The organism is Exiguobacterium sp. RIT452, from assembly GCF_003598705.1.
Taxonomy (GTDB): domain Bacteria; phylum Bacillota; class Bacilli; order Exiguobacteriales; family Exiguobacteriaceae; genus Exiguobacterium_A; species Exiguobacterium_A undae.
The window spans coordinates 166685-190999 of the sequence record NZ_QXJB01000005.1; the positions used below are offsets into that span (position 1 = coordinate 166685).

Annotated in this window: 22 protein-coding genes; 9 read left to right on the plus strand and 13 right to left on the minus strand. The window is 48.0% G+C overall.

Going from position 1 to position 24315, the window contains the following annotated elements:
• Window positions 1-21 precede the first annotated feature (21 nt).
• Complete coding sequence (pflB, locus tag D3D03_RS12395) at window positions 22-2271, minus strand: formate C-acetyltransferase (protein WP_119923725.1); 2250 nt, start codon at window positions 2269-2271, stop codon at window positions 22-24.
• A 347-nt stretch (window positions 2272-2618) separates the two neighbouring features.
• Here pflB and D3D03_RS12400 point away from each other — a divergent pair, with 347 nt between their 5' ends.
• The 3 genes from D3D03_RS12400 to D3D03_RS12410 are packed head-to-tail and all read left to right on the plus strand — an operon-like array spanning window position 2619 to window position 4895.
• Window positions 2619-3050 carry a hypothetical protein gene (locus tag D3D03_RS12400; RefSeq protein ID WP_119923726.1) on the plus strand — a complete coding sequence of 144 codons (432 nt, stop codon included), beginning with the start codon at window positions 2619-2621 and terminating at the stop codon, window positions 3048-3050.
• A gap of 28 nt (window positions 3051-3078) precedes the next feature.
• The gene (locus D3D03_RS12405; protein ID WP_119923727.1) at window positions 3079-4254 is read left to right on the plus strand and encodes a DEAD/DEAH box helicase; all 1176 of its coding nucleotides are present in this window, start codon (window positions 3079-3081) and stop codon (window positions 4252-4254) included.
• A complete protein-coding gene (locus D3D03_RS12410) occupies window positions 4251-4895 on the plus strand; it encodes a hypothetical protein (protein WP_119923728.1) in 645 nt (214 codons plus the stop codon). The genes D3D03_RS12405 and D3D03_RS12410 overlap by 4 nt, the downstream gene beginning before the upstream one ends.
• Before the next feature lie 86 nt (window positions 4896-4981).
• Here the strand turns inward: D3D03_RS12410 and D3D03_RS12415 are convergent, their stop codons facing one another.
• The 6 genes from D3D03_RS12415 to D3D03_RS16825 all read right to left on the minus strand — a co-directional run bounded on the left by D3D03_RS12415 (window position 4982) and on the right by D3D03_RS16825 (window position 10516).
• Window positions 4982-6781: a sensor domain-containing diguanylate cyclase gene (locus D3D03_RS12415; protein ID WP_119923729.1), complete on the minus strand. Its 1800-nt coding sequence runs from the start codon at window positions 6779-6781 to the stop codon at window positions 4982-4984.
• Between the two features lie 168 nt (window positions 6782-6949).
• Complete coding sequence (locus D3D03_RS12420) at window positions 6950-8842, minus strand: ABC-F family ATP-binding cassette domain-containing protein (protein ID WP_119923730.1); 1893 nt, start codon at window positions 8840-8842, stop codon at window positions 6950-6952.
• 1 nt (window position 8843) lies between these two features.
• Window positions 8844-9542 carry a lysophospholipid acyltransferase family protein gene (locus D3D03_RS12425; protein WP_119923731.1) on the minus strand — a complete coding sequence of 233 codons (699 nt, stop codon included), beginning with the start codon at window positions 9540-9542 and terminating at the stop codon, window positions 8844-8846.
• Window positions 9543-9618: 76 nt separating this feature from the next.
• Window positions 9619-9876: a hypothetical protein gene (locus D3D03_RS12430; RefSeq protein WP_012369519.1), complete on the minus strand. Its 258-nt coding sequence runs from the start codon at window positions 9874-9876 to the stop codon at window positions 9619-9621.
• Window positions 9877-9917: 41 nt separating this feature from the next.
• Window positions 9918-10223, minus strand: coding sequence for a hypothetical protein (locus D3D03_RS12435; protein ID WP_026833815.1), 306 nt, complete (start codon window positions 10221-10223; stop codon window positions 9918-9920).
• 125 nt (window positions 10224-10348) lie between these two features.
• Window positions 10349-10516: a hypothetical protein gene (locus D3D03_RS16825; RefSeq protein ID WP_012369521.1), complete on the minus strand. Its 168-nt coding sequence runs from the start codon at window positions 10514-10516 to the stop codon at window positions 10349-10351.
• A 223-nt stretch (window positions 10517-10739) separates the two neighbouring features.
• Between D3D03_RS16825 and D3D03_RS12440 the strand changes: the two genes are divergently transcribed.
• From D3D03_RS12440 to map, 5 genes are all read left to right on the plus strand, one after another.
• Window positions 10740-11594: a S1-like domain-containing RNA-binding protein gene (locus tag D3D03_RS12440; protein WP_119923732.1), complete on the plus strand. Its 855-nt coding sequence runs from the start codon at window positions 10740-10742 to the stop codon at window positions 11592-11594.
• A 337-nt stretch (window positions 11595-11931) separates the two neighbouring features.
• Window positions 11932-13527, plus strand: coding sequence for a degradosome RNA helicase CshA (gene cshA / locus D3D03_RS12445; RefSeq protein WP_026833813.1), 1596 nt, complete (start codon window positions 11932-11934; stop codon window positions 13525-13527).
• Window positions 13528-13624: 97 nt separating this feature from the next.
• The gene (locus D3D03_RS12450; protein WP_026833812.1) at window positions 13625-13891 is read left to right on the plus strand and encodes a hypothetical protein; all 267 of its coding nucleotides are present in this window, start codon (window positions 13625-13627) and stop codon (window positions 13889-13891) included.
• Between the two features lie 72 nt (window positions 13892-13963).
• The gene (locus tag D3D03_RS12455) at window positions 13964-15154 is read left to right on the plus strand and encodes an EAL-associated domain-containing protein (protein ID WP_119923733.1); all 1191 of its coding nucleotides are present in this window, start codon (window positions 13964-13966) and stop codon (window positions 15152-15154) included.
• Window positions 15155-15168: 14 nt separating this feature from the next.
• The gene (gene map, locus D3D03_RS12460; protein WP_369877630.1) at window positions 15169-15915 is read left to right on the plus strand and encodes a type I methionyl aminopeptidase; all 747 of its coding nucleotides are present in this window, start codon (window positions 15169-15171) and stop codon (window positions 15913-15915) included.
• Between the two features lie 70 nt (window positions 15916-15985).
• Here the strand turns inward: map and menC are convergent, their stop codons facing one another.
• From menC to D3D03_RS12490, 6 genes are all read right to left on the minus strand, one after another.
• Entirely contained in the window at window positions 15986-17059 is a 1074-nt protein-coding gene (gene menC, locus D3D03_RS12465) for an o-succinylbenzoate synthase (protein ID WP_119923734.1), read from the minus strand.
• On the minus strand, window positions 17056-18429 hold the full coding sequence (gene menE / locus D3D03_RS12470; protein WP_119923735.1) for an o-succinylbenzoate--CoA ligase: 1374 nt from the start codon (window positions 18427-18429) through the stop codon (window positions 17056-17058). Before menE ends, menC begins: the two co-directional genes overlap by 4 nt.
• 71 nt (window positions 18430-18500) lie before the next feature.
• Complete coding sequence (gene menB / locus D3D03_RS12475; RefSeq protein ID WP_026833807.1) at window positions 18501-19325, minus strand: 1,4-dihydroxy-2-naphthoyl-CoA synthase; 825 nt, start codon at window positions 19323-19325, stop codon at window positions 18501-18503.
• Window positions 19326-19339: 14 nt separating this feature from the next.
• Window positions 19340-20119: a 2-succinyl-6-hydroxy-2,4-cyclohexadiene-1-carboxylate synthase gene (menH, locus tag D3D03_RS12480; protein ID WP_119923736.1), complete on the minus strand. Its 780-nt coding sequence runs from the start codon at window positions 20117-20119 to the stop codon at window positions 19340-19342.
• Window positions 20116-21762, minus strand: a complete 1647-nt coding sequence (menD, locus tag D3D03_RS12485; RefSeq protein ID WP_119923737.1) for a 2-succinyl-5-enolpyruvyl-6-hydroxy-3-cyclohexene-1-carboxylic-acid synthase — start codon at window positions 21760-21762, stop codon at window positions 20116-20118. The genes menH and menD overlap by 4 nt, the downstream gene beginning before the upstream one ends.
• Window positions 21752-23131, minus strand: coding sequence for an isochorismate synthase (locus D3D03_RS12490; RefSeq protein ID WP_119923738.1), 1380 nt, complete (start codon window positions 23129-23131; stop codon window positions 21752-21754). The genes menD and D3D03_RS12490 overlap by 11 nt, the downstream gene beginning before the upstream one ends.
• Before the next feature lie 160 nt (window positions 23132-23291).
• Here D3D03_RS12490 and D3D03_RS12495 point away from each other — a divergent pair, with 160 nt between their 5' ends.
• Complete coding sequence (locus tag D3D03_RS12495; protein ID WP_119923739.1) at window positions 23292-24185, plus strand: 1,4-dihydroxy-2-naphthoate polyprenyltransferase; 894 nt, start codon at window positions 23292-23294, stop codon at window positions 24183-24185.
• Window positions 24186-24315: the final 130 nt, after the last annotated feature.

Here is a 24315-nt window from a genome sequence, read left to right on the forward strand (position 1 = left end):
AATCCTTCAGTCCTTTCTTCGTTAAAGTGCTCCGTGGAATGTCCGGTTGATGACATCGATCTGTTGTTCACGGGTCAACTTGATGAAGTTGACGGCGTAACCGGAAACACGGATTGTCAGTTGTGGATAGAGTTCCGGATGTTCCATCGCATCGAGCAAGGTTTCGCGGTCAAAGACATTGACGTTTAAATGGTGTCCTTTCGAGGTGGTTCCACCCATATAGCCGTCGAGCAGTCCGACGGTGTTTTGAATCCGTGTCGATTCATCCTTACCGAGTGCTTTTGGAACAATCGAGAACGTATAGGAGATGCCGTCGAGTGCATGCTCATACGGTAATTTTCCGACGGATGTCAGTGCAGCAACAGCGCCATTCGTATCCCGTCCGTGCATCGGATTGGCTCCGGGTGCGAACGGCTCGCCGGCACGACGACCGTCTGGTGTATTCCCGGTCTTTTTGCCGTAGACGACATTTGAAGTAATCGTCAAGACGGATTGAGTCGGTAATGCATCGCGGTAAGTCGGATGTTTCCGGATTTTTTCCATGAAGAGTTTGACGAGATCAACCGCCATCTGATCGACACGGGCATCATTGTTTCCGAATTTCGGGAAGTCTCCTTCGATCTTGAAGTCAACGGCGAGTCCGTTCTCGTCGCGAACCGGTGAGACTTTGGCATAGCGGATGGCGGACAGACTGTCAGCGACGACGGACAGTCCGGCGATCCCGCATGCCATCGTCCGGAGGATTTCCGGATCATGCAACGCCATCTCGATGCGTTCGTAGCTGTATTTATCGTGCATGAAGTGGATGACATTTAATGTGTTGACGTACAGTTCGGCCAACCAGTCGAGCTGACGGTCGTAAGCCGCCATGACCGTTTCATAATCCAAGACATCATCGAGGATCAAATCGGTTTTCGGCGCAACTTGGATTTTGAGTTTTTCATCGATGCCGCCATTTAACGTATAGAGAAGTGCTTTTGCCAAGTTCGCGCGTGCTCCGAAAAATTGCATCTGTTTTCCGATTTTCATGGCAGAGACACAACACGCGATGCCGTAATCATCGCCATAAACCGGCAGCATCAAATCGTCGTTCTCATACTGTATCGAACTGGACAGAATCGACATTTTTGCACAAAATTCCTTGAAGCCGCGCGGCAATTGCGTCGACCAAAGGACGGTCAAGTTGGGTTCAGGGGCCGGACCGAGATTGACGAGTGTTTGTAAGAAGCGGAACGAACTTTTCGTGACGTTTGAGCGGCCGTCTTCACTCATCCCGCCGATCGATTCCGTGACCCAGGTTGGATCGCCGGAGAACAAATCATTGTAGTCCGGTGTCCGAAGGAATTTGACGATCCGGAGTTTCATGACAAAATGATCGACGAGCTCCTGAGCAGTTTGTTCCGTCAAGCGTCCGGTCTGCAAATCACGTTCGATATAGATATCGAGGAACGTTGAGACACGGCCGAGTGACATCGCGGCACCGTTTTGTTCCTTGATGGCAGCAAGATAGGCGAGGTAGACCCACTGGAACGCCTCTTGTGCCGTTTCCGCAGGACGGGACAGGTCACAATCATAACGATTGCCGAGTTCGGTCAGTTCCTGCAACGCGCGAATTTGCTCATTCATTTCCTCTCGGTCGCGGATCATCGATTCGGACAAAAAGCCACCACGGTTCTGTAAGTCTTGTTTCCGTTGCTCAATCAAGTACGCTGTTCCGTATAACGCAACACGACGGTAATCACCGATGATCCGACCGCGTCCGTAAGCATCTGGAAGTCCGGTGATGATACCGGCTTTTCGGGCGGCGCGCATTTCGGGAGTATAGGCATCGAACACGCCTTGATTATGTGTTTTCCGGTATTCACTGAACGTCCGGGTCACGACAGGGTCTGCCTTAAAACCATAGGCTTCGAGCGCATCGTTAACCATCCGGATGCCGCCGTTCGGATGAATCGAGCGTTTGAACGGTTCATCGGTTTGGAGACCGACGACTTTTTCTAAGTCACGATCGAGGTATCCGGGACCGTGTGACAGGATCGTTGAGGGTGTCGCAGCGTCAACGGCATATACACCACCACGTGTCCGTTCTTCGCTTGTCAAACTCATGATTTGTTGCCACAGTGTTTCTGTCGCGGCCGTCGGACCGGCCAAGAATTGATCGTCGCCGCGGTATTCCGTCCGATTCCGTCGAATGAAGTCGGCTACATCGATTTGATTGGACCATTGTCCTGCTTCAAATTGTTGCCATGCTTGCGTTTTTTCGAGTAACATCATGAACACTCCTTCGTTTGTAAGGTAGACAGTTCAACACATATCCCTTATGTGAATAGTGTAACAAACATTCGTATGCGAGAGTTTTACATCCCTGTGAAAGCTCAGCGAATGTGAAAAGTGTTGGTATGACTAGATTCCGCGTGTTCTGTATCATTCATCGCCGAGCAGCGGAAAAACAGAAGATTGGCGGAAAGAAACAGGAATTCTGAATCTGTATCACTCTTTTTTTCCAAAAAGCAAAGGGACAGTTTGTGTTGTGATAAAAGTCACATCAGGTTGTCTTGTAATTTTATGAAGTATCGTTGACAATGAAAAAGGGAATATAGACCGTGGAGGTGCATAAAATGGATTTTTTGCTGTTGGAAGACCGTGCCGATTATAGAGCAGGTGATTGGGTGACGTTAAAAGTATCGACTGAAGGAACACCGCGAACGGGAATGATTACGGAGTTTGAGGAAGACGGCTTTTGGATTCGTTTTGAAGATGACTTTGATTTTGAAGACTTCATCGGATATAAAGAAAAATACTTGGCGAAGCTGATTCGTCGCCCGAGTGATGTCCGATCCGATTACCCGGTGCTCAGTCAGTTTCCGAAACTGGCGAATGAACTGCAAGACCGGGTCATTCAAGGGTTCGATATTTTGACGGAAGAAATAAAGAATGACCAGGAAGTGGTATATCACATCCGGCTCATCGACGCCGGAAACGAATACACACAAACGTTACGTGGTCTGCGTGACGAAACGACCGATCAATTTGAATATGTCACAGAATGATGCAGAAGAGAGTAGGAGAATACACGTTATGGACTTTATGAAACCTTTTATTACAGAAGCATGGGAGCGTGCACGTTTCGAGACGATGATGCCGGTCCAAGAACAGGCGATTCCGTTGTTACGGGACAGAAAAGATGTGTTGGTCGAAGCACCGACCGGAACCGGAAAAACATTGGCTTATGTCATTCCGGCGTTAGAATTGATTGACGCAGCGGAGCCGCATATTCAAGTCGTCATCACAGCACCGACACGTGAACTCGTCATGCAGATTCACCAAGTCATTCAACTGTTTGCACAAGGCAGCGGGATTAAATCAGGTGCCTTCATCGGTGGCGTCGAATTAAAACGTCAACACGAACGGTTGAAGAAAAAACCTCAAATCATTGTCGGGACACCGGGACGTCTGGTGGAATTGATTGATTCTAAAAAACTCAAGATGCACAAAGTAAAGCTGATTGTTTTAGATGAAGCGGATCAAATTTATGAGAGCGGCATGAGTGCATCGGCAACGCGGATTGCCAACAGTGCACTCCGTGACCGGCAGTTGGCTTTTGTTTCGGCAACATTACCGGAGCGGACAGCCGAGTGGGGGAAAACATTGTTTGCAAACGAGCCGGAACGCATTCGCGTCGAACGTGCCGTCAGCACACAAGTGAAATTTGGTTATATCGAAATGTCACGCCGTCTCAAGCCTGAATATTTACGCCGGTTGGCAAACATGCAGGGAGCAAAAGTACTGACCTTCATCAATAACCGTTCTTTCTTGGGACCGCTTAATGGAGAATTAAGCAAGTTTTCATTGAAGTATCGGATTTTAGATGCTGAAAAAGGAAAGCGGGAACGGATGGAGACGCTGCGTTCGTATAAACGCGGAGAGTTCCCGTTACTCGTGACAACGGGATTAGCCGCACGCGGACTCGATATCGAAGCCGTCACACATGTCGTGCATTATGATTTACCTGAATCATTTGATGACTTTGTTCACCGTTCGGGACGTACGGGACGTGGGAATGCTTCCGGAATGGTGTTAGCTCTTGTCACGGATCACGATTTAAGACACCTGAAAACATTGACGAAACAAATGGGTGTGGAGATGGAAGAGATGGAGATCTATCGGGGAGAAGTGATTCCGAAACGGGAAGTCACTGAACCGGAAACAATCAAACGACCGGCGAACCCACACCGGAAAGGACCGACACGATGAAAAGTGAGCGAAAGATAATCCCTTTTCCGACGACTGTATCGGAAGCAGAGATGAATACAGCGCTTAAAACGATGTATCAAGAAGCGGCGACTGCCCGAAGTTCGGACTGGGTCGCCTTCATCGAAGAAATTGCAACGGAAGGCCGTTGGTATCTAAAGGATGCTGAATTATTCCGTGATCTGTTTGTCGATTGGGCGATTTTTTATGAAACCGATGAACAGGGAAAAACACCACACGGTCGTTTCTTGGAGCAAGTCAAGGAAGACATGTCACCGAGTTTGTATCGGGCGCTGAGAGGATTGGCGGATCCGGTTCCGTCGCTGTTTCTCGTCGAAGAAGAAGGCGTCGTCGACATCATGTCAAAACAGACGTATCAGACTGACTTAGCGGAGATTGAGGTCGAAACAGGAGACTTACTGATTGGGAAGTTGCTGTATATCTCAGGCAAGTGGCGTTTTGCGATTGCCTATATGAAAGTTGCTAAAGCACTTGTTCCGGAAGTCCGGATTCTGTTAGCTGATTTTGTGGATGAGGTCGGAGAAGATGCACTGTTACGGCAATACCCTGAATTTTGCGCCGAGCTGATTGATTTGTTGCTCGACATCGAAGAAGGCAATATCGCACCACGTCCGGAAGCATAAGAAGAAAAGGCTGACGCAAAAGTTGGCCGTTATACAGAATGGGGGGCCGATGTAAAAATCGGCCCCCCATTCTCGTTCAGACGAAGTTACTCGTTTTTTTCGTCGGATCGGTATACGCCAATCCCGTTTTTTTCGTGGTTTTTAACCCGATACATGGCAAGATCAGCTTGTTTGATCCATTGTTCCAAATCAGCCCCGTCCTCTTGACGGGCGATGCCGATACTAGCGGTGACAGATAAAGCTTGATCGTGATAAACGTACGGTTGACACAGCAACGTCAAGAAGTGTTTACAACGCCGGCGTAACGACAGCTCATCTTCAGCGGACGTCAACAAGGCGAATTCATCTCCGCCAAGACGATAAACGGATTCCTCCCCGTGCAGTTCAGCGGAAAGACGTTGCGCGACTTCGATCAGGATGAAGTCACCGGCTTCATGGCCGTGCGTATCGTTGATGAGCTTAAAGCCGTCCAGATCGATGAGTGCCAGATAGTTGAGGGAGGACGATTTTTGATGAAACGTTCGTTCGAGTGAACGGCGATTTCCGATATCCGTTAATCCATCATGGTAAGCATGGTATTCAATCCGTTGTGTTCGTTTCATCCGCTCTGTAATGTCGTGAAGAATCAAAAAATGGCCAACAGGTACTGTGGCGATTTTGATGGGAATCGGAATCAATTCAAATTGTTGATGCGCTTCATTGTGATAGCGGGTAATTCCTTTAGCCAGTGCCGCTTGCAAGTGTTGGAGTTCATTTGTCGGCGTATCAATCGTCATGGCGGATAACTTGAAGAGCTGTTGAGCAGAACGATTTGCATAGATGATTTGTTGTGTTTGATTCAACCGGACGATCGGGTCAGGGTGACCTAAAAAAAGCGGGATGACCTGCTGTTCACTTTCCCTGATCTGTTCTGTCCGGTGTTGAATGCGTGTCGCCAATTGTTCATTTCGTGTATCTAATTGTTTGACGATCGATGTATGTTGTCTCGTAATCAAAATCTGTCGGATGATCAATAAAAATAAAATGATAAAGATGTCACGTTTCTCACCTTCTTGCTCGATCAGGTAGTGAACAAATAAAGGTAAGGACAAAAAGGGAAGCCAGGCTCTTTGAACGATCGATGACGTATCCGAACCCTCATAAATATGGTCGATGTGCCAAAGGATTGCTGCACTTTGAGCTAAACGAATCAATATCGGTGAAAAAATCAAATATTGAGCCGTGAATTCCGGGAAATAGACGGATGATATTTCATAAATGCCCCGAATAAAAATCGACAAAAACAGTAAAAATAGAGTCGTCCGTGAGACCCAATGGGTCTCTTGGATGAAGAAAAAGTAAAAAAATACGAACAGACCAAGTGATGTATTGATGATGACGACTAACGAATAGGGAAACGGATTGATTGCAGGATTGACCCATTCGTTAAGACCGTGAAACGCGACGAGAGCCAAAAAAATGACCAGAATCATCGCATCCATAAACGCCAGGACATGTTGACCAAAACTTTTTTTAGAGGCCACGCGGTAAAAAATAGCGTACAAGAATAAGTAATGCGACAACGAAAACAACACTAAGCTATAAATTCCGGAAAAGTTATCCGAAAAACTGAACAAATGAATGGTTTGCAAAATGGAACCGATAACCGACAAGGTAAGCGATCCGAGAGCGAGCAACCAAAAATTCCGGCGTGGAACAATCAGTTGCTGTTCTTTTCGGTAAGCAACGATGATAAAAAAAGCAATCAAAAAAAGTGAGAGATACTGTAACACCTGCTCGACGATGATGTTTGAAATCGATTCCTGCGTAGACGCAATCAGCATTAACGTCACTGAAATGAGGAGCAGTGGTGGGAACCATTTTATAAAATAGGGAGATTGCTGCATCAAACCGCCTCCTAAAAATGACCTGCGATGACGTGACTGGATTAACCAACTTTTCCCGTCTTTTTTCTATCATACACTGCTTTTTCCCAGTTCATTCAATTCAAAAAAATAAATCGTATCCAGACGTCTCGTGGACGAAGGGATACGATTCAGAAAAGGAGGAGGGACTTACTTTTTATAATTGTCGTACGCCTCAATTTTTTCAGAGAGGTAGGTCCAGTATTCCATCAATTGATCGATCTGCGTTTTTGCTTGTTCGATCTGTTGGTAGATGTCATTGACCTGACCAAGGTCACTTCCTGACGAAGCGAGTTGCTGTTCAAGTGACTCAGCATGAAGTTCAGCTTCTTCAATTTGAGCTTCAATCGTTTTCCAGTCGAGCTGCTCTTGATAACTTAATTTTTTCGGTACTTCAACGACTGTTTTTTCGACAGGAACAACTTCTTTCGTGACCGGTGCGTTGGCAGGAGCGGGTTCCCGTTGCTCCAAGTAATCGGTATATTGTCCGTAATAAGACACGACTTCTCCGTTCTCAAAGGCGAGTAACCGATCGACGACGCGATCAAGGAAATAGCGGTCGTGACTGACGGTAATGACCGTTCCCGGGAACGATTCCAAATAGTCTTCGAGAACAGAAAGGGTTTCTGTATCCAAGTCATTGGTCGGTTCATCGAGAAACAGTACGTTCGGCTCATCCATCAAAATCGTCAACAGCTTCAAACGTCTTTTTTCGCCGCCGGATAATTTGCCGATCGGTTTATACTGTGCCTCCGGCTTAAACAGAAACTGTTCGAGCATCTGACTTGCCGTGATTTCCTGTCCGTCCAGCGTCGTGATGACCTGGGCAATCCGTTCGACTTCTTCGATGACACGGCGCTCGGGGTGACTGAATTCGGCAAATTGACCGTAAAAGCCGACCTTCACCGTCTCGCCATGAATGATCTCGCCGCTCGTCGGTTCTAAACGTTTGGCAAGAATCGATAACAACGTCGATTTCCCGCTGCCGTTTCGACCGACGATCCCGTATCGTTCTTTGCGACCGAACAACCAGTTAAAGTCGCTGAACAATGTCCGGTCACCAAACTGTTGATGGACAGCGACGGCCTCGATGACTTTTTTGCCGAGCCGTGTCGAACCGACCTGAACTTCGAGCGCTGCTTCATCTTCCTCGTACGATAACTCTTGCAAGGCATCGACCCGTTGAATCCGTGCTTTTTGCTTCGTCGTCCGCGCTTTTGCCCCGCGCCGTAACCATGCCAGTTCACGGCGCAAGATGTTTTGGCGTTTTTCTTCCATCGAAGCAGTCCGTTCACGGCGTTCGGCCCGTTTTTCAAGAAACGATTCGTAGTTCCCGACATAAAAATAAGCTGTTCCGTTGGCAATCTCCATCATATGGTTCGTGACACGGTTTAAAAAATACCGGTCGTGGGTGATGAGTAAGATGGCACCCCGGTACTCTTTGATCTGTGATTCAAGCCAAGTGATGGTTTCAGCATCCAATTCGTTTGTCGGCTCATCGAGCAACAATAAATCGGCCTCGTCTAACAAGGCTTCCGCCAAACCGACACGTTTGCGCTGACCGCCGGACAGCGAACCGATCGTTGCTTCGAGATTCGTGATGCCCAGTTTATTTAAAATCATTTTCAAGCGTGATTCGGTGTCCCATGCATTCGCAGCATCGATTTCCGTTTGCGCACTGATGAATCGCGTCAATAACGTTTCATTTGCGGGATCCTGCTCAAGGGCGAGGCGGGCGATTTCATAATGGCGCAGGGCGTTGATCGTTGGTGTGTTTCCAGACAATAAGACTTGCATGACCGTTTGATCTTCCGGATAATCCGTTGACTGCGACAGCAGGCGGATCCGGTAATCATTTGGGTGATGAAGCTCACCAAAGTCAGCTGTTTCTTGTCCGGCTAATATATGAAGTAATGTCGATTTTCCAGTACCGTTGACACCGATGATCCCGATTCGATCACCGGGACTTACGGAAAACGTGACATCTTCGAAAACAATCTTATCGGCGAATTCTTTTTTTAGTTGATCGACTTTAAGTAACATGTCAGACTCCTTCTACAATTTCCTTGATTTGTTGTTCGACCGTTTGGACTAACTCTTTTTGAGTCATCGTCGCAGGATCGATGGGTTTTAAAATCGTCACGTCGACAGTGGCCGGGCGAATACGTCCCGTTTCCTCCATGACACGATAGCTGCCGGAAATCGCGATCGGGATGACGAGCGCACCGCTTGACGTCGCAAGTGTAAAGCTGCCTGCTTTGAATTCGGCAACCGGTCCTCCTTTTGAACGCGTCCCTTCCGGAAAGATGATCATGGATTGTCCGTCCTTGATCGTTTCGATTCCGGCACGGATAGCCTTGAGGGATTGCCGGCGATCTTTGCGGTCAATCATGACACACCCCATCAGATTCATCCAGACATTGACGATGGGAATCTTATTGACTTCAATTTTTGAGATGAAGGCTTTCGGCTTGTCGATCTTACCAAGTAAAATCGGTACGTCAAAATTCCCTTGGTGATTGGCGATGAAAACAACCGGTTGATCAGCGGGAATGTGTTCTTGTCCCGTCATGCGAACTGTGACGCCCGCAAGACGCAACAGTGAATTGGCCCAAGTTTGTGCAACTTTTTGCGTATAAGCATACCGCGCAGCGTGCGTTCGACGTTTTGCCCCTGGAAGAAACGGTAATGTAAGGGGTAGAACCAGTCCAAAAAAAATGAACCAGATGATAGTGCGTAACATAGTGGCATCAGACTCCTTTTCCTCATTCCTTATTATTGTACAAAAAAAGACCGGGTATCGCACCCAGTCTTCCTCATCATTCCCAATAACGCGGTTCTGATTCCTCTTCGGTTTCGCCAAGCTCAAACGTTAAACGCCGAGTGGTCGGGTCAATCGAAAAAGAAGCATTGGTATTATCAATCTGTTTGATCTCCATCGACTCTTCGTCAAGGATCAGTGTCAAGCGGACCTTGTCCTCATGATCGACAAGCAACACACCGTCTTCTTTCAGCCAAAGATCAATGACAGGTGAATAACGAAGGGTCCAACCGTTTGATAAAGGTATTTCATTCATAGTGACTCGGTTCCTCCTAATAAGAAGTTAAATCAGATTCTTTATTTATCATGCTGTTCTGTCGCGGATAATGCAAGTGGTGGAATCGATTCGCGTTGATCATAAGACAATTGGTAGGATTGTTCCCGTTTTTTCATGCGTTCATACTGCTTTTTGACACGACGATGCTGCACATATTCATGATAGGACTGATGAGACGTCCGAAGGAGCTGTCTGAACGAAGAGAGCGACAAACAAATGGCGAGTGTGAAGACGAAAACACCGATTGAATCCGTGTAATAACCGGACGTATAGCTTAAATATGTACTGATGAGACCCGTTAGCGTCGTAAAAAGATAAAACCACATGACTTGCCCTCCTTAGTTAAATGGTAATGACACCTTTTAAAGAATTCGTGATGAACATCCGATTTCCTGTATCGCCCAGTAAAACTTCGGAAAAAATAAAAAAATCCACACGGAAGGTGTAGATTTTAGGGTGTATCGATATGTTGGAGTGCTGGTGTCTTCGGAGACAGATCAGTACTGTTCGAACCTTCTGCGAAAACGATTCCGATCGTTGCAAGGAATGCAAAAAATGCAAATACCAATGTTTTTGTAAAGCGTCTTGCGAAAGAACGCGATTGAATGTTATGAAACATATTTCTCCCCCATATTTACCTAAACTAAACCTTCTTTTTCCTATTGTTTTATCATAGCTCTTTTTGTCAAAAAAATCACTCAAATCAGAACCGTTCACAGAAATGTCATATTTGATCCCGCTTGCTTCATGTCAGAGAGGGGAGGAAAAAGAGTATAGTATGGTAGGTGATACGCAGAAACCGGGAGAAATCAATGGAACTCATAGAAGGGAGATGACCACAAATGGCATTACGCGCAGGGCAGGTTGTCACATTAAAAGTAGAACGAGAAGCAGAATTCGGTGTTTTCTTGAGTAACGGGGAAGAAGACATCTTACTTCATAATAATGAACAAACTAGAAAGTTAGAGCTCGATGAAGAAGTAGAGGTCTTTCTTTATCAGGACAACGAAGGGCGTCTCGCGTCGTCGATGACGATTCCGGAAGCATCGTTTGAGGACTATGTCAAAACGACGATCAACGGGACACGCTACAATACAGGTGTCTTCGCAAACATTGGTATTCAGAAAGATGTTTTGGTCTCACTGGACGATTTACCGCAACGCCGGACATTTTGGCCGGAAGAAGGAGATCAATTATACATCCGTCTGAAACACGATCAAAAACTTCGTTTGCTCGGAGATCCAGCTCCTTATGCTTATTTTAACTTACGTGCGACACCAGCACCGGAAGAGTGGAATAACATGGATGTTGAAGGGCTTGTATTCGCCCAACGTGATCCGGGTGTAAACGTCTGGGTCAACGAACAAACGATTGGTTTTCTGCATGAACAAGAGATGGAGCGGTGGCCGCGTCTTGGAGAAGTTATGAAATTACGGGTGACAAATGTGAAGCCAGATGGTACAGTATTACTTTCAGCAAGACCACGTGCTCACGAGGCAATCGACATCGATGCGGATTTGATTATGACTCACCTGCTTGAACATGGTGGTCAGATGACGTATGGTGATAAGACACCTCCTGAGACGATTGATGAGGTATTTGGCCTAAGTAAGGCTGCCTTCAAACGTGCTTTAGGTCGATTGTTGAAAGACAAAAAAATAGAAAAACATGAAACGGGTATCCGGTTAACGAAATAAGTTAGCCCATTGAACCTACGTTTCGAATAAATAGTTAGGAATTCATCATTTTGGTGGTTGCGGCTGGTATTTACCGGCGACCATTTCCAAATAAAACCCCATCACTAGTGGGGGCAAGCGGCGCGAATTCAAGCGTTGAACGGTCCGGGCATCATGCCTTTCCCTCGCCCTTATGGCAACGATTATGATGGTGACTTCCCTAAACATTATTATATGCAGAAATAGCCTCTATCTTTAAGGATGAGCTTCTGCTATAATAGGTAGTCGATTGTATTCGTTACGGTAGCGTCTGTTTAGTGGCAGACGCTTTTCATATGACAAAGGAGAGTATTTAGCATTGACAACATTTCGTGAATTAAATCTTAGTGAGGCACTTATCAAAGGTGTCCTAAAAATGGGCTTTGAAGAAGCAACTCCAATCCAAGCAGAAACAATTCCAGTCGGTCTTAGCGGCGTTGACTTAATCGGTCAAGCACAAACAGGAACAGGAAAAACAGCGGCATTCGGTATTCCAACGATTGAGCGTCTTGATGCAAAATCGCGTCATATCCAAGCGTTGATCCTTGCTCCAACTCGTGAACTTGCGATTCAGGTAGCAGAAGAACTTAACCGCATTGGTGAAGTAAAACGTGTTCATGCCTTGCCAGTATACGGTGGTCAGCAAATCGACCGTCAGATTCGTGCGCTTCGTAAGAACCCGCAAATCGTCGTCGCGACACCTGGTCGTCTAATGGACCACATGAACCGCAAAACATTAAACCTCGATCACGTTCAAACCGTCATCTTGGATGAAGCAGATGAAATGTTGAACATGGGCTTCGTGGAAGATATCGAAAAAATCTTGGGTACACTTCCACCAACTCGTCAAACACTTTTATTCTCTGCGACAATGCCACCACAGATTCGTAAAATCGCAGATCGTTTCATGACGACTCCGACTCACATCAAAGTAAAAGCAAAAGAAATGACAGTCGAAAACATCGATCAATCATTCATCGAATTAAAAGAAAGCCAAAAATTCGACGTCCTTTGCCGCTTGATTGATACGGATTCTCCGGAACTCTCAATCATCTTCGGTCGTACGAAAAAACGTGTTGATGAAATGACAGAAGGTCTTATCCAACGCGGATACACGGCTGACGGTTTACACGGTGACTTAACACAGGCGAAACGTGACCAAGTCATCCGTCGTTTCAAAAAAGGAACAATCGATATCCTTGTTGCGACAGATGTTGCGGCACGTGGACTTGATATTTCAGGCGTCACTCACGTCTACAACTTCGATGTACCACAAGATCCGGAGAGCTATGTTCACCGTATCGGTCGTACAGGTCGTGCTGGTAAAACAGGATCAGCGATCACATTTGTTACACCACGTGAATTTGGTCAAATCAAAACAATCGAACGTGTAACAAACAAGAAAATGTCACGTCGTCACGCACCGACACTTGACGAAATCTTGGAAGGTAACTTGAAGCTTGCTGCACAAGAATTAATCAAACGTGTAGAAGCGAAAAACTCGCAAGAGTATACAACACTCGCTCAAGAACTTCTTGAAGAGTATGAAGCAGTTGAATTAATCGCAGCAGCGCTTAAAGGATTGACGAAAGAGCCGGATGCAACGCCAGTTCAAATTTCTTCAATCGAGCCAATCCGTGTCAAACGTTTTGGTAGCAACGGTGGCGGTGGAAACCGTCGTCCTTACGGCAACAAAGGTGGATCAGGTTCTGGTTCTTCTTCTAACCGTAGCAGTGGCGGATACCGCGGCAGCAACCCGCGTGGTGGAGAACGTCGTGAAGGCGGTCGCCCATCTGAAGGAAACCGTAGTTCTTCTTCATCGTCATCAGATCGTCGTGAAGGTGGATACGCTGGCCGTAACCGCAGTGAAAGTGATCGCAACCGTGGCGGACGTAAACCACGTTTTGAAAAATAAGAAGTTTGAACCGATTTGTCACAGACAAGTCGGTTCTTTTTTATGAACTGTCATGATAAAATGAGCAATGAAAGATATAGAGAGGGCGGAATCGTTCGTGTATACAATCTACGCTGTAGCATTCATTTGTCTGATTGTGCTTGTCGTCGCGACGAAACGAATTAGTGAGCGGACGACGAAAGGGCATTTCCGTTATATTCCGTTGGCGAGCCTGCTGTTCGGAGGGATTATTTTCCTTGTCCTTGCGATTGGGAAAGGCGGGGCGACCGGCATTCAATACGGTGTCCTCAGCATCATCTATCTCACGGCGACATTTGGTGTTTATCTGTACATCGCAATCAGAAAAGATACGACCTTATTTTAAAGACGGGACCTCTCTGATTACAGAGAGGTTCTTTTTTTGATAAGATGGAACAAGAGAAGAGGGGGGAGCAGAATGGATGCATTAGATGTCATTGTTCATCCCGAACAGATTGAGGCCTGGTTCCAACCAATCGTTGGTGCGGCGCCTTTTAAAGTAGAAGGGTATGAAATTCAGTCACATTTCCGTGGAGAACCGTTAAAACCATTTTTTCAAGAAGATGACGTTCCGATTGAGTATCAATTGGAAATGATGAGTCACGTCATCCGGCACGCGTTTCAAAAAGTGCCGGCCGATGCACATTCCTTTGTCCTGATTCGTTGCCGACCGGCTTGGTTGTTTGAAAACGGTGGGGAAGATTTCTTGAGTATCTTACGTGATGCACAAATTGATTTTCCGGAAGAACGGTTGTATGTCACATTAACCGACGTGCAAGTGGATGATTTTGACCGTCTTGGTCGAATCGTCGCCTACTATCAGAATTCCGGTCTGAAAGTGGCACTCGACCGGGCGGAAGCGACAAGTCTCGAACGGGTGTTTTCGATGTCACCGGACATGCTGATCGTCGATTTAGCATCGATGATCGAGAAAAAAACGGTCTCTGCCAGTTACCCCCACCTGTTACAGACGATGGAACATCTCTGTGATCAGCTCGGGGCGCCGTTACTTTACAAAAACATCAGTCACCTAGGTCAGTTGCGTTATGCCTGGCAGCATGGTGGACGGTACTACATGGGGAATCTGTTAGGCGAAACGACGCCGGACTGGGTGACGACATGTCCCGGCATGGAGATTCTTCTGCATGAGGTACCGATGTTTTACAAATATGACCGGGAACAGATGAACCGGTTGTTTCAACTCGAGCAAGACTGGACGATTCGCTTTAATGAATATTGCCAGACAGTCAAACCAGATGAAGCACTTGATGATTGGCTGTTGATGTTGGCGAAGAAGATGGAACCTGAATTCATCCGGTTTTATATTACGGATGCCAATGGCTTCCAACAATCGTCGAATATCAGTAAAAAGAGCGGGGACTGGAAACGGTACTCCTTCTATCGAGGATACAACTGGAGTTTCCGACCGTATTTCATCCGGACGACAGTGGCGATGGAACGACGTCATACCGGTTACCTGTCTGATCGATATGTCGATTTTAGTTCGGGCGAACAAACACGGACGTTCAGTATGCCGCTGAGTAACGGTATGTTTCTATTTGCTGATATTTCAGCCGAATACCTATATCAAGCACGACTAAGTGAATGAGGAGGAAATGAATGATGTTGGATTATGATTATGAAGCGTTACGCGAAATTGGACGGATTGTTGCGATTGCACGCGATGAGATGGCGAAGGCGGTCACACCGGGAATCACGACAAAAGAATTAGATGAGATTGGTGCACGCATACTTAAAGAACATGGTGCCGAATCGGCGCCAATCGTCATGTACGACTTTCCGGGTGCGACGTGTATCAGCGTCAACGAAGTGGCGGCGCACGGGATCCCTGGCGCGTATGTCATTCAAGAAGGCGATATCGTCAATGTCGATGTCTCAGCCGTCAAGAATGGCTATTATTCCGATACGGGAAAAACGGTCATTGCGGGGCAAGCACGCCGTCCGGAAGACGTTCGCTTAGTCGAAGTCTCTCTGTCGGCGCTCGAAAAAGGATTGGAGAAGGTCAAGGCCGGAACAAAGGTCAATCAGATCGGTAAAGCGATTTATGCAGAAACACGGAAAAGTGGATTTACTGTCATTCGTAATCTGGCAGGTCACGGATTAGGTAAAACCTTGCACGGGGAACCGGAATCGATTTCGAACTACTTCAGCCGCGAAGAAAATGACCTGCTCAAAGAAGGGCAAGTCATCGCTGTCGAAACGTTCATCTCGACAGGAGACGAATTCTGTATGGAGGATGAAAAGGACGGATGGACTTTATATACACCAAACAAAAGCCTCGTGTCTCAGTTTGAGCATAGTGTCATCGTTCTAAAAGACGGCTATGAAATCTTGACGAAAGTCGATTAAGCACAAGCTTTTCATCAGGATAAAAAAAGAGCAACGGAGTCCGGTGAAGACGAATCCGTTGCTCTTTTTGTTACAAAATGAGACGGGATTGACTCAGACGATGAAGGCGTTCGAGCGAAACGGGATGCTCTTGATAGCGGATGCTTCCGTTTTCGACGACGTAGTCGTGTTCAAGCAGATCTTCGACGAAATACTGATCGGTGCCAGCCATATCGATCGGATAAGCGAGCCCGGGTAAAGTGGCGAATGCCAGCGTTTGTCGTCGTCCGATGCCACTCTCGAACATGCCGCCTAACCAGTAGGGGGACATCTGTCGGACTTCTAGCGCCGTCGTCAAACCACCGAGGCGAGCCGGCTTGATGTTGATGATGTGACCTGCTTGTAAGGTCCGCATCAAGGCAGCATCTTGTGTCGTTTGAATCGATTCATCCAGACAAAGGGGTGTCTTCAGCAAGGAAACAGCCTGTTGATGACGTAACCAGTCATTTGCCGGAAACAGTTGCTCCATCATGACCAACGAAAACGTGTCCCACGTTTGAAGGACAGGGAGGTCGGCTGATTGAAAACTTCCATTCGCATCAAACATCAACGGTGCCTGCGGAAACGCCGCTCGGACGTGCTCCAAAATATGCGTATCTGTCGGGGCGAGCTTCAGCTTGATGCGTCCGAAGCCGTCTGCAAGCGCCTGTCCGACTGCTTCGACCGTCGCGACGGCAGAAGAGCGGCCGAGTGCTTTTCCGCACGGAATCGCCGTTTTCTCATCACCGCCGAGATAGGAGGCGAGTGATTGTTCTTGAGCTTGCGCAAATAATTCGTAGACGGCTCCGTCAAACATTGCTTTTGCCATTTGATTGCCTTGAATGGATTGGAAACGTTCCGTGACATCTGCCGGGGCAGAGAGAGGCTGTGCGCTGAGCAGACGATAAAGCAACGGCGACAAAGCACGCAGTGAGGCTTGTGTTTCGGCTGTATACCAAGGTGTATCGAATGCGACACCTTCCCCGTAGCCGATCCGTCCTTCCTGGTCGGTCAGACGGAGAATCGTCGTCTGCCGTTCCGCCAAGGTCGAAATCGCTGTGTGCATCGGTTGCCGGAACGTCAAACGGACATCAAATAGTTCAGCGTGTCGGAGTTCGATCTTCATAACGAGTCCTTTAACTGACGGCGGATCAGCTTGCCGTTCGCATTGCGCGGTAATGTATCACGGTAAATATAGGCGACCGGACATTTGTATTTGGCGACTAAGCGCTCCATCTGTTGCCGGACGGATGCTTCTTCCAACGTGCTGACGATGAATGCGACCGGCACCTGCCCCCATGTCGGATCAAAGCGGCCGACGACCCCAGCTTCCGTGACGCCTGAAATCGACAGTAACGCAGCTTCGACTTCTGCCGGATAAACATTTTCGCCACCGGAAATGATTAAATCACTCCGTCTGTCGAGTACATACAAGTAACCTTCTGGATCAATCCGTCCAAGGTCTCCTGTTTTTAGATAACCGTCAGGTGTAAAGGCAGCCGCAGTCGCATCTGAATTTGCGAAATAGCCGTTCATGACAGTCGGTCCCTTGACTTCGATTTCCTGATAACGGGTGATGCGGATTTCTGTCGGGGCAATGGCTTTACCGGCAGAGCCGATTTTTCGAATCGCATCTTCCGGCAAAAGCGTGGCGATTTGTGAAGCCGTTTCGGTCATCCCATATGTCTGCATGACAGGAATACCGCGGTCTAGTGCGCGGGTCAGAATCGGTAATGGAACAGGACCACCCCCGGTCAAGACGACGCGTAAATCATAACGGCGTAATCCTGCTTCGAGTAACCGGTCCAACATAACGGAGACAAGCGAGATGTGCGTGACGGCTTCCGTTTTGATCCAGTGAATGGTCTTGTTCGGTGAAAAATGGGGTTCCAGGATGAGTGGAGCACCATAAATCACGGACCGGTAGACGACGGCTAAGCCGCTCATATGGAAAAGCGGCGTGACGACGAGAAAACGATCGTCAGGCAACGAACCGATATGACGGGCAGCGTTCATCGCACTCGAAAAATGATTGAGCATCGTCTGTTCGACGGCTTTTGGTTGTCCCGTCGTTCCGCTCGTAAACAACATGGATTGAATGTAATGTTTCGGCATGTGACGCACCAGAATATCAGGTGCTTGACGCGTCGCTTGAAACGGCAGACGTTTGACCTTCGAATCGAGGAGACGATCCGAGATGACGTATTTAACGTCCGCGCGTTTCAACTGGGCGTTCACTTCCGTCTGACTGAGCCGAATGTTGATTGGAACGATTGTTAATTCAAGTAACTGCGCCGCATGGATGGCGATGATGTAGGCAGTGCTTGAGGGGCCGTACAAGGCAATCCGGTCACCTCTTGAGAGAAGAAGTGCCCAGGAGCTGGCCAATTGATGGGCTTTCGTGTAAAGCGCGGACCAGGTCAAACGTTCGGTGTCGGTGATCAGTGCCGGATCATCCGGCTGTTCTTTGGCGCGGGTATAAATCCAAGGGTACAAAAAACGTCACGTCCTTTCTGGATGATGATACGAAAAAGGTTCAAGTCTTTCGACATTGAACCTTTTTTGTATTATGGGAATCGTGGAAACTGTCCGAAGTCAGGATCACGTTTTTCTTTAAACGCATCGCGTCCTTCTTTTGCTTCATCTGTCGTGTAGTACAACAATGTCGCATCACCTGCTAATTGCTGGATACCCGCAAGACCATCTGAATCAGCATTGAATGCCGCTTTTAAGAAACGGAGTGCCGTTGGTGAATGCTGAAGGATTTCAGAACACCATTGGATGGTTTCTTGCTCGAGGTCAGCGAGTGGCACGACTGTGTTGACGAGCCCCATGTCGAGTGCTTGTTGTGCATCGTATTGACGGCAGAGGTACCAGATTTCACGCGCTTTTTTATGACCAACGACGCGGGCGAGGTAACCAGAACCGTATCCAGCATCAAACGAACCAACTTTAGGACCAGTTTGTCCAAATTTGGCGTTGTCTGCTGCAATCGTCAAGTCACATACAAGGTGAAGAACATGTCCGCCACCGATGGCATATCCTGCAACCATTGCGATGACCGGTTTCGGGATGACACGAATCAGACGTTGTAAATCAAGAACGTTCAGACGCGGGATTTCATCTTCGCCGACGTATCCGCCATGACCGCGGACCTTTTGGTCGCCGCCTGAACAGAACGCCAGATCACCTTCACCAGTCAAGACGATAACACCGACATTTTGATCATCGCGTGCCCGTGAAAATGCATCGATTAATTCATGGACGGTTTGTGGACGGAACGCATTCCGTACTTCAGGACGGTTGATCGTGATCTTGGCGATCCCATTCCATTTTTCATACTTGATGTCTTCGTAACTACGGGCAGCTGCCCATTCTGGAACGTATCTCATTTCAATTCCCCCATTTAATTAATTAAGAGTAGTTTCTCTACCATTGTAACAAACTTTTCCGGTTGGTCGATATGTGGGGCGTGTGATGCTCCGGGAATTACATGAATTTTTTCGGGTGATGCAGCTTCAAACGCGATCCTTTTAAATTTTTCGTCTTCCGCACCGACAATCCATTCAATTGACGGATGGTTGACCCACTGCCAGACGGAAGGCATATTTCCGGTACCTTGTGCGATAAGCGAAGCGGCCAGACCTTCAGCGGACTGGGTCAGACGTCCGTTGCGAATGCGCCGGCGTGTCTCGATCGGCAGATGCTGCTGACTTGCAAAAAGCGGGATCGATTCCCAGTAGTCGATGAAGGCGACAAGCCCATCCGTCATCAACCGTTGAGCAAGCATCCGATCACCTTGGCGCCGGAGTTGCCGTTCAGCGGCAGAACGAAGACCGGGAGTCGTGCTGACGGCAATCGTTTGCCGGACACGATGTGACGTGACGGCGAGCATCAAAGCGATCCGTCCGCCCATCGAATAGCCCAAGACGGTCCATGGTTCCGTCCGTGTAGCGAGCAAATCTTCTAGATCCTTCACCTGCTCGGTCAGACGCATGCGTTGATAAGAAGCAGGTGCGGTTCGACCGTGTCCAAGTAAATCGATTCGGTAGACCGTGTAGTGCGACGCCAAACGGATGCTCAAGTCGGACCAGGTCGCGCTGCTTCCCGTGAAACCGTGCAGCAATAAAAGTGGTGGTCCTGCGCCTGTGATCTCTACATGATACTCGTGTTGGCGAAGCTTCATCGGAAGCGCTCCTGCAAGGCTTGGTTCGTCAGCTCCCAAATGCAACGGTGTAAGCGGACGTTTTCCGGACGGTCGGTTCGGATTTCAAGAATGCGTGTCGCGACCGGAGTAGTCTGCAAGGCAGTCTTTAAATCCGGAATTGAGGAAATCAGTTGATAGTCGACACCATAGCCGGAAGCCAGATGACGGAAATCCAGTTCTTGTGCCGTTCCGAAAAGCGGTTCAAAGACGGCCGGATCCAACGTTTGCTGGGGGAGGAAGTTAAAAATCCCACCACCTGTGTTGTTGATCAACAAAATCGTCATCGGTCGCGTCCGCGCCATCATCAAGCCGTTGATGTCATGGATGAACGCCAGATCCCCGACTAATAAGTAGCGATGGTCGGCGTCATACGTCGCACCAAGTGCACTCGACACGATACCGTCAATGCCATTCGCTCCTCGATTCGCAAGAATCCGGAGTGGAGTGCCGGTCGGTAAGAAGGTGTCCAAATCACGAATCGGCATGCTGTTCGAGACGAACAGACTGCCTTGCGTCAATACATCAAGGGCACGCACGACGTTGTACTCCGTCAATTGTTCGGTATCCAGTGTCTCAAAGACGACTGCGACAGTCTGTTCTGCTGCTTGCAGCGTATGCAGATACGAGATATCATGCGCCGTCTCCGGCATCGCTTGAAGCTGACTCGGGTGACCGCTTAAAAATTCAGCATGCAACTGGGGATCACGCCAATTTCCCGGATGCCCGACAACGGTCGTCGGGATGTCCTTTGACCACAGCAGGTATGGTTTTGACGTCGGCATCGCTCCAAAACGCAAAATATGTTCCGGGCGGGCTTTCTGTTGAACGGTTTCATCTTTTAACCACGTGTCATAATACCCGAAAACGGTCGCATACGAAGACTGACGACCTTGACTGAGCGGGTCAGCGAGGACGGGAATATGCGAACGTTCCGCGTAATCCAGAATGAATTGTGTATCCGTTGCTGAAAGTTGAGGTCCGATGACAATCAAAAGACGTGGAATTGATAAAATTTCACTCAATTCCTCTGAGAGTGACGGAGCGATAGCACGTAATGGACGCCCGACGGATTGGCCAGTCTGTAACAGGTCCAATTCCGGAATCAACGGTTCGCGAAGAGGGACGTTGATCTGAACAGGACCAGCCGGTTCTGTCATCGCAAGCAACGCAGCGCGTCGCGCGACGTGTTGGACGTACGTGAGTCCTGCTTCTTCCGGCAAGGGTAGATCAAAAGCGTGACGGACCTGTTTGCCGTATAAACCAACCTGATCGATGGCTTGAGGAGCTCCGACCCCGCGTAATTCGTGGGGGCGATCGGCTGTGAGGACGATTAAGGGCAACTCAAAGATATTGGCTTCCGTCACGGCAGAATAATAGTTGGTTGCAGCGGTACCGCTCGTACAAATCAAGGCGACAGGACGCAACGCGTCGTCAGTTCGCGTCAATCCCAAAGCAAAAAAACTAGCCGACCGTTCGTCAACGAGGACGTGGGTGCGGCTAGACGGGTGAAGAAAAGCAGCGATCGCAAGCGGCGTCGAACGTGATCCCGGACTGATGACGAAATCACGGACTCCGCTGCGGACTAGATTATCGATTAATGTATGCACCCATTTAGTCAACATAAACATCATCCTTTTCTATGGTACAGAGTTGCGAAAGTGCTTGCAGCATTGGTGATAATTTTGTTCCGGTTTCTTCGAGTTCACTCTGCAGGCGTGACCCTTCGACAAGGCCGCAACCGGCATACAAAACAGCAGAGCGGTCCGTAAACAGACCTGACCGAATCGCAACGATGAATTCACCGTTTTCCGCACCGTCCATCCAACCAACCGGTGAACCGTACCATCCGCGCTCAAACGTCTCGATGTCCCGGATTGCCGCAACAGCTGCTTCCTTCGGCTCGCCGCCCAAGGCAGGAGTCGGATGAAGTTTTTCAATCAGCTGAAACAGACTGACTTCAGGTGAAAGGCTGGCAGTAATCGGCGTATACAGATGTTGGATATGGCGGTTTTTCAACAACATCGGTTGATCGGGTTTTTCGAATCGCGTCGAAAGTCCGCGCAACGTCTGTTCGATGGAATCAACGACAATCGCATGTTCGACTCGGTTTTTATCGTCCTGTAAAAGCGTTTGTCCAAGCGCGTAATCCGTCTGCTCCAACTCGTGGCGCGGAGCTGAACCGGCAACAGCCGCCGTTTGAATTTCCTGACCGGTTTTTAGAATCAAACGTTCCGGCGTGGCTCCAAGGAAGGCTTCTTCCAGTGTCGGCTGAAAGAAAAAGATATAGCTGCCGGGCTGTGATGATTCAAGCTCTTGAACAAGTCCGGCCAGATCGACGGGTTGATCTAATTCATAAACGACTTCCCGGGCTAACACGATCTTTTTTAAGGTCGTTTTTAACAGTTGTGTCGCTTGATGGAAAGACGCTTCGAACGCATCGTTTCCGTCACGGGTCAAACGAATGCGTGTAACGAACTGGCTAGATTTCGGTGTATGCAGCTCCGCATATTCGACGGCCAATTGATTCAGAATCTTTTCCGCGTTAGACTGCGGTTCGACAAACGCGAAAATCGTTACGGTCGTATGCCCGTCTTGCTCCAGATATAAAAATTTCGGAATCGTCATCGACGCTTCCCCGAAAGCAGACCAACGATAGTCCGGTTGCTTCAGTTCAGCGAACGAAAATCCGCAAAAGGCAAACAAATCGTTCCCGACATGATCCCGGTTCAAGGTTGCCCACTTCGATTGCATCCGTAAGAAACGATCATGTCCAGAAGTCTTCAATTGTTGTGCGATGCCAAAACCAATTGCACGCATGGACCGATCCGGTGTCGTAAAATAAAAACGTTCTTGTGTCCCAAATGTCAGTGTGCTGACGTCTTGTGCCTCGACTTGCCATGAATATGAGGCGATTATAGCTCGTTGGTATGCATTGGCATGACCGACGGCTTGTTCAATACATTGTTTAAGCTCTTGTTGAGCGTAAGCCATACCGCTCATTGCCCCCTAGTCTATAGATACTGTGATACGTTTCACTTATTCTAAGTGTAAACTTTTTACCCGAAAAAAAGAAGGAATAAGCTATCTCCGATTGAGCATTGACAGTAAAAAACGAAACCCGATACACTTAGACAGGAAAGGGGTTTATTATATGAATAAATCAATCGCTGTATATTGGCGAATGACACGACCGCATACACTGACGGCGAGTTTTGTACCTGTCGTTGTCGGAACAGCCATTGTCGCACCACGAATCGAGTCGTTGCGGATGGATCTGTTTTTTGCGATGTTGATCGCGTCGATGCTGATTCAGATTGCCACGAACTTATTTAATGAATATTATGACTATAAACGTGGACTCGACACGGAAGAGTCAGTCGGGATTGGAGGATCCATCGTTCGGGACGGATTTAAACCGGGGACGATTTTAGCATTCGCTTTGTCGCTCTATGCCATCTCGGCCTTACTCGGTATTTATCTTTGTCTGGAGACCACGTGGTGGTTGCTCTTGATCGGCATCATTTCGATGTTCGTCGGTTATATTTATACGGGAGGACCGTTACCGATTGCCTATACGCCGTTTGGGGAGGTCGTCGCCGGTTTCTTCATGGGGTATGTCATCATTGCGATTTCCGCCTATCTGCAAATCGGTTATGTCCCGACAGAAGCAGTCGCCATCTCGATTCCGGTCGCCATCTTGATCGGTTCCATCTTACTCGCAAACAACATCCGCGATTTGGATAACGACAAGGTGAATGGAAGAAAAACGATTGCGTGTCTTGTCGGTCATCAAAAAGCTGTTTATGTCTTGATTGGCTTTTTCGCTGCTGCGGTTCTGTCCTTGATGGCTGCAGTGATGATTTTTAATGTCACCTGGTGGGCATTGCTTGCTCTCTTAAGCATTCCGTTGATGATCAAAGCCGTGAAATTGTTCTGGCGGGATTTACCGCCGCAGGAACTGATGCCGGGAATGGCGCAAACGGGCAAGGTCAATACGATTTTTGGTCTGTTGCTTGCAATCAGCTTAACGATTTCCAACTTATAATGAAAACTCTGAAAACCTTTTTCCTGAAACGGAAAGAGGTTTTTTTCGTGCTCATCGTCTGATTCGATTGGTTGTAACGCATTTGAAATTTTACTATAATTGAAGCAATGTGCCTGAAACGTTCATGCAG

Excerpts from the sequence above, each read along its gene's own strand:
- pflB (WP_119923725.1), bottom strand. The coding sequence starts at position 2,271 with ATGTTACTCGAAAAAACGCAAGCATGGCAACAATTTGAAGCAGGACAA.
- D3D03_RS12400 (WP_119923726.1), top strand. The coding sequence starts at position 2,619 with ATGGATTTTTTGCTGTTGGAAGACCGTGCCGATTATAGAGCAGGTGAT.
- D3D03_RS12405 (WP_119923727.1), top strand. The coding sequence starts at position 3,079 with ATGGACTTTATGAAACCTTTTATTACAGAAGCATGGGAGCGTGCACGT.
- D3D03_RS12410 (WP_119923728.1), top strand. The coding sequence starts at position 4,251 with ATGAAAAGTGAGCGAAAGATAATCCCTTTTCCGACGACTGTATCGGAA.
- D3D03_RS12415 (WP_119923729.1), bottom strand. The coding sequence starts at position 6,781 with ATGCAGCAATCTCCCTATTTTATAAAATGGTTCCCACCACTGCTCCTC.
- D3D03_RS12420 (WP_119923730.1), bottom strand. The coding sequence starts at position 8,842 with ATGTTACTTAAAGTCGATCAACTAAAAAAAGAATTCGCCGATAAGATT.
- D3D03_RS12425 (WP_119923731.1), bottom strand. The coding sequence starts at position 9,542 with ATGTTACGCACTATCATCTGGTTCATTTTTTTTGGACTGGTTCTACCC.
- D3D03_RS12430 (WP_012369519.1), bottom strand. The coding sequence starts at position 9,876 with ATGAATGAAATACCTTTATCAAACGGTTGGACCCTTCGTTATTCACCT.
- D3D03_RS12435 (WP_026833815.1), bottom strand. The coding sequence starts at position 10,223 with ATGTGGTTTTATCTTTTTACGACGCTAACGGGTCTCATCAGTACATAT.
- D3D03_RS16825 (WP_012369521.1), bottom strand. The coding sequence starts at position 10,516 with ATGTTTCATAACATTCAATCGCGTTCTTTCGCAAGACGCTTTACAAAA.
- D3D03_RS12440 (WP_119923732.1), top strand. The coding sequence starts at position 10,740 with ATGGCATTACGCGCAGGGCAGGTTGTCACATTAAAAGTAGAACGAGAA.
- D3D03_RS12455 (WP_119923733.1), top strand. The coding sequence starts at position 13,964 with ATGGATGCATTAGATGTCATTGTTCATCCCGAACAGATTGAGGCCTGG.
- map (WP_369877630.1), top strand. The coding sequence starts at position 15,169 with ATGTTGGATTATGATTATGAAGCGTTACGCGAAATTGGACGGATTGTT.
- menC (WP_119923734.1), bottom strand. The coding sequence starts at position 17,059 with ATGAAGATCGAACTCCGACACGCTGAACTATTTGATGTCCGTTTGACG.
- menB (WP_026833807.1), bottom strand. The coding sequence starts at position 19,325 with ATGAGATACGTTCCAGAATGGGCAGCTGCCCGTAGTTACGAAGACATC.
- menH (WP_119923736.1), bottom strand. The coding sequence starts at position 20,119 with ATGAAGCTTCGCCAACACGAGTATCATGTAGAGATCACAGGCGCAGGA.
- menD (WP_119923737.1), bottom strand. The coding sequence starts at position 21,762 with ATGTTGACTAAATGGGTGCATACATTAATCGATAATCTAGTCCGCAGC.
- D3D03_RS12490 (WP_119923738.1), bottom strand. The coding sequence starts at position 23,131 with ATGGCTTACGCTCAACAAGAGCTTAAACAATGTATTGAACAAGCCGTC.
- D3D03_RS12495 (WP_119923739.1), top strand. The coding sequence starts at position 23,292 with ATGAATAAATCAATCGCTGTATATTGGCGAATGACACGACCGCATACA.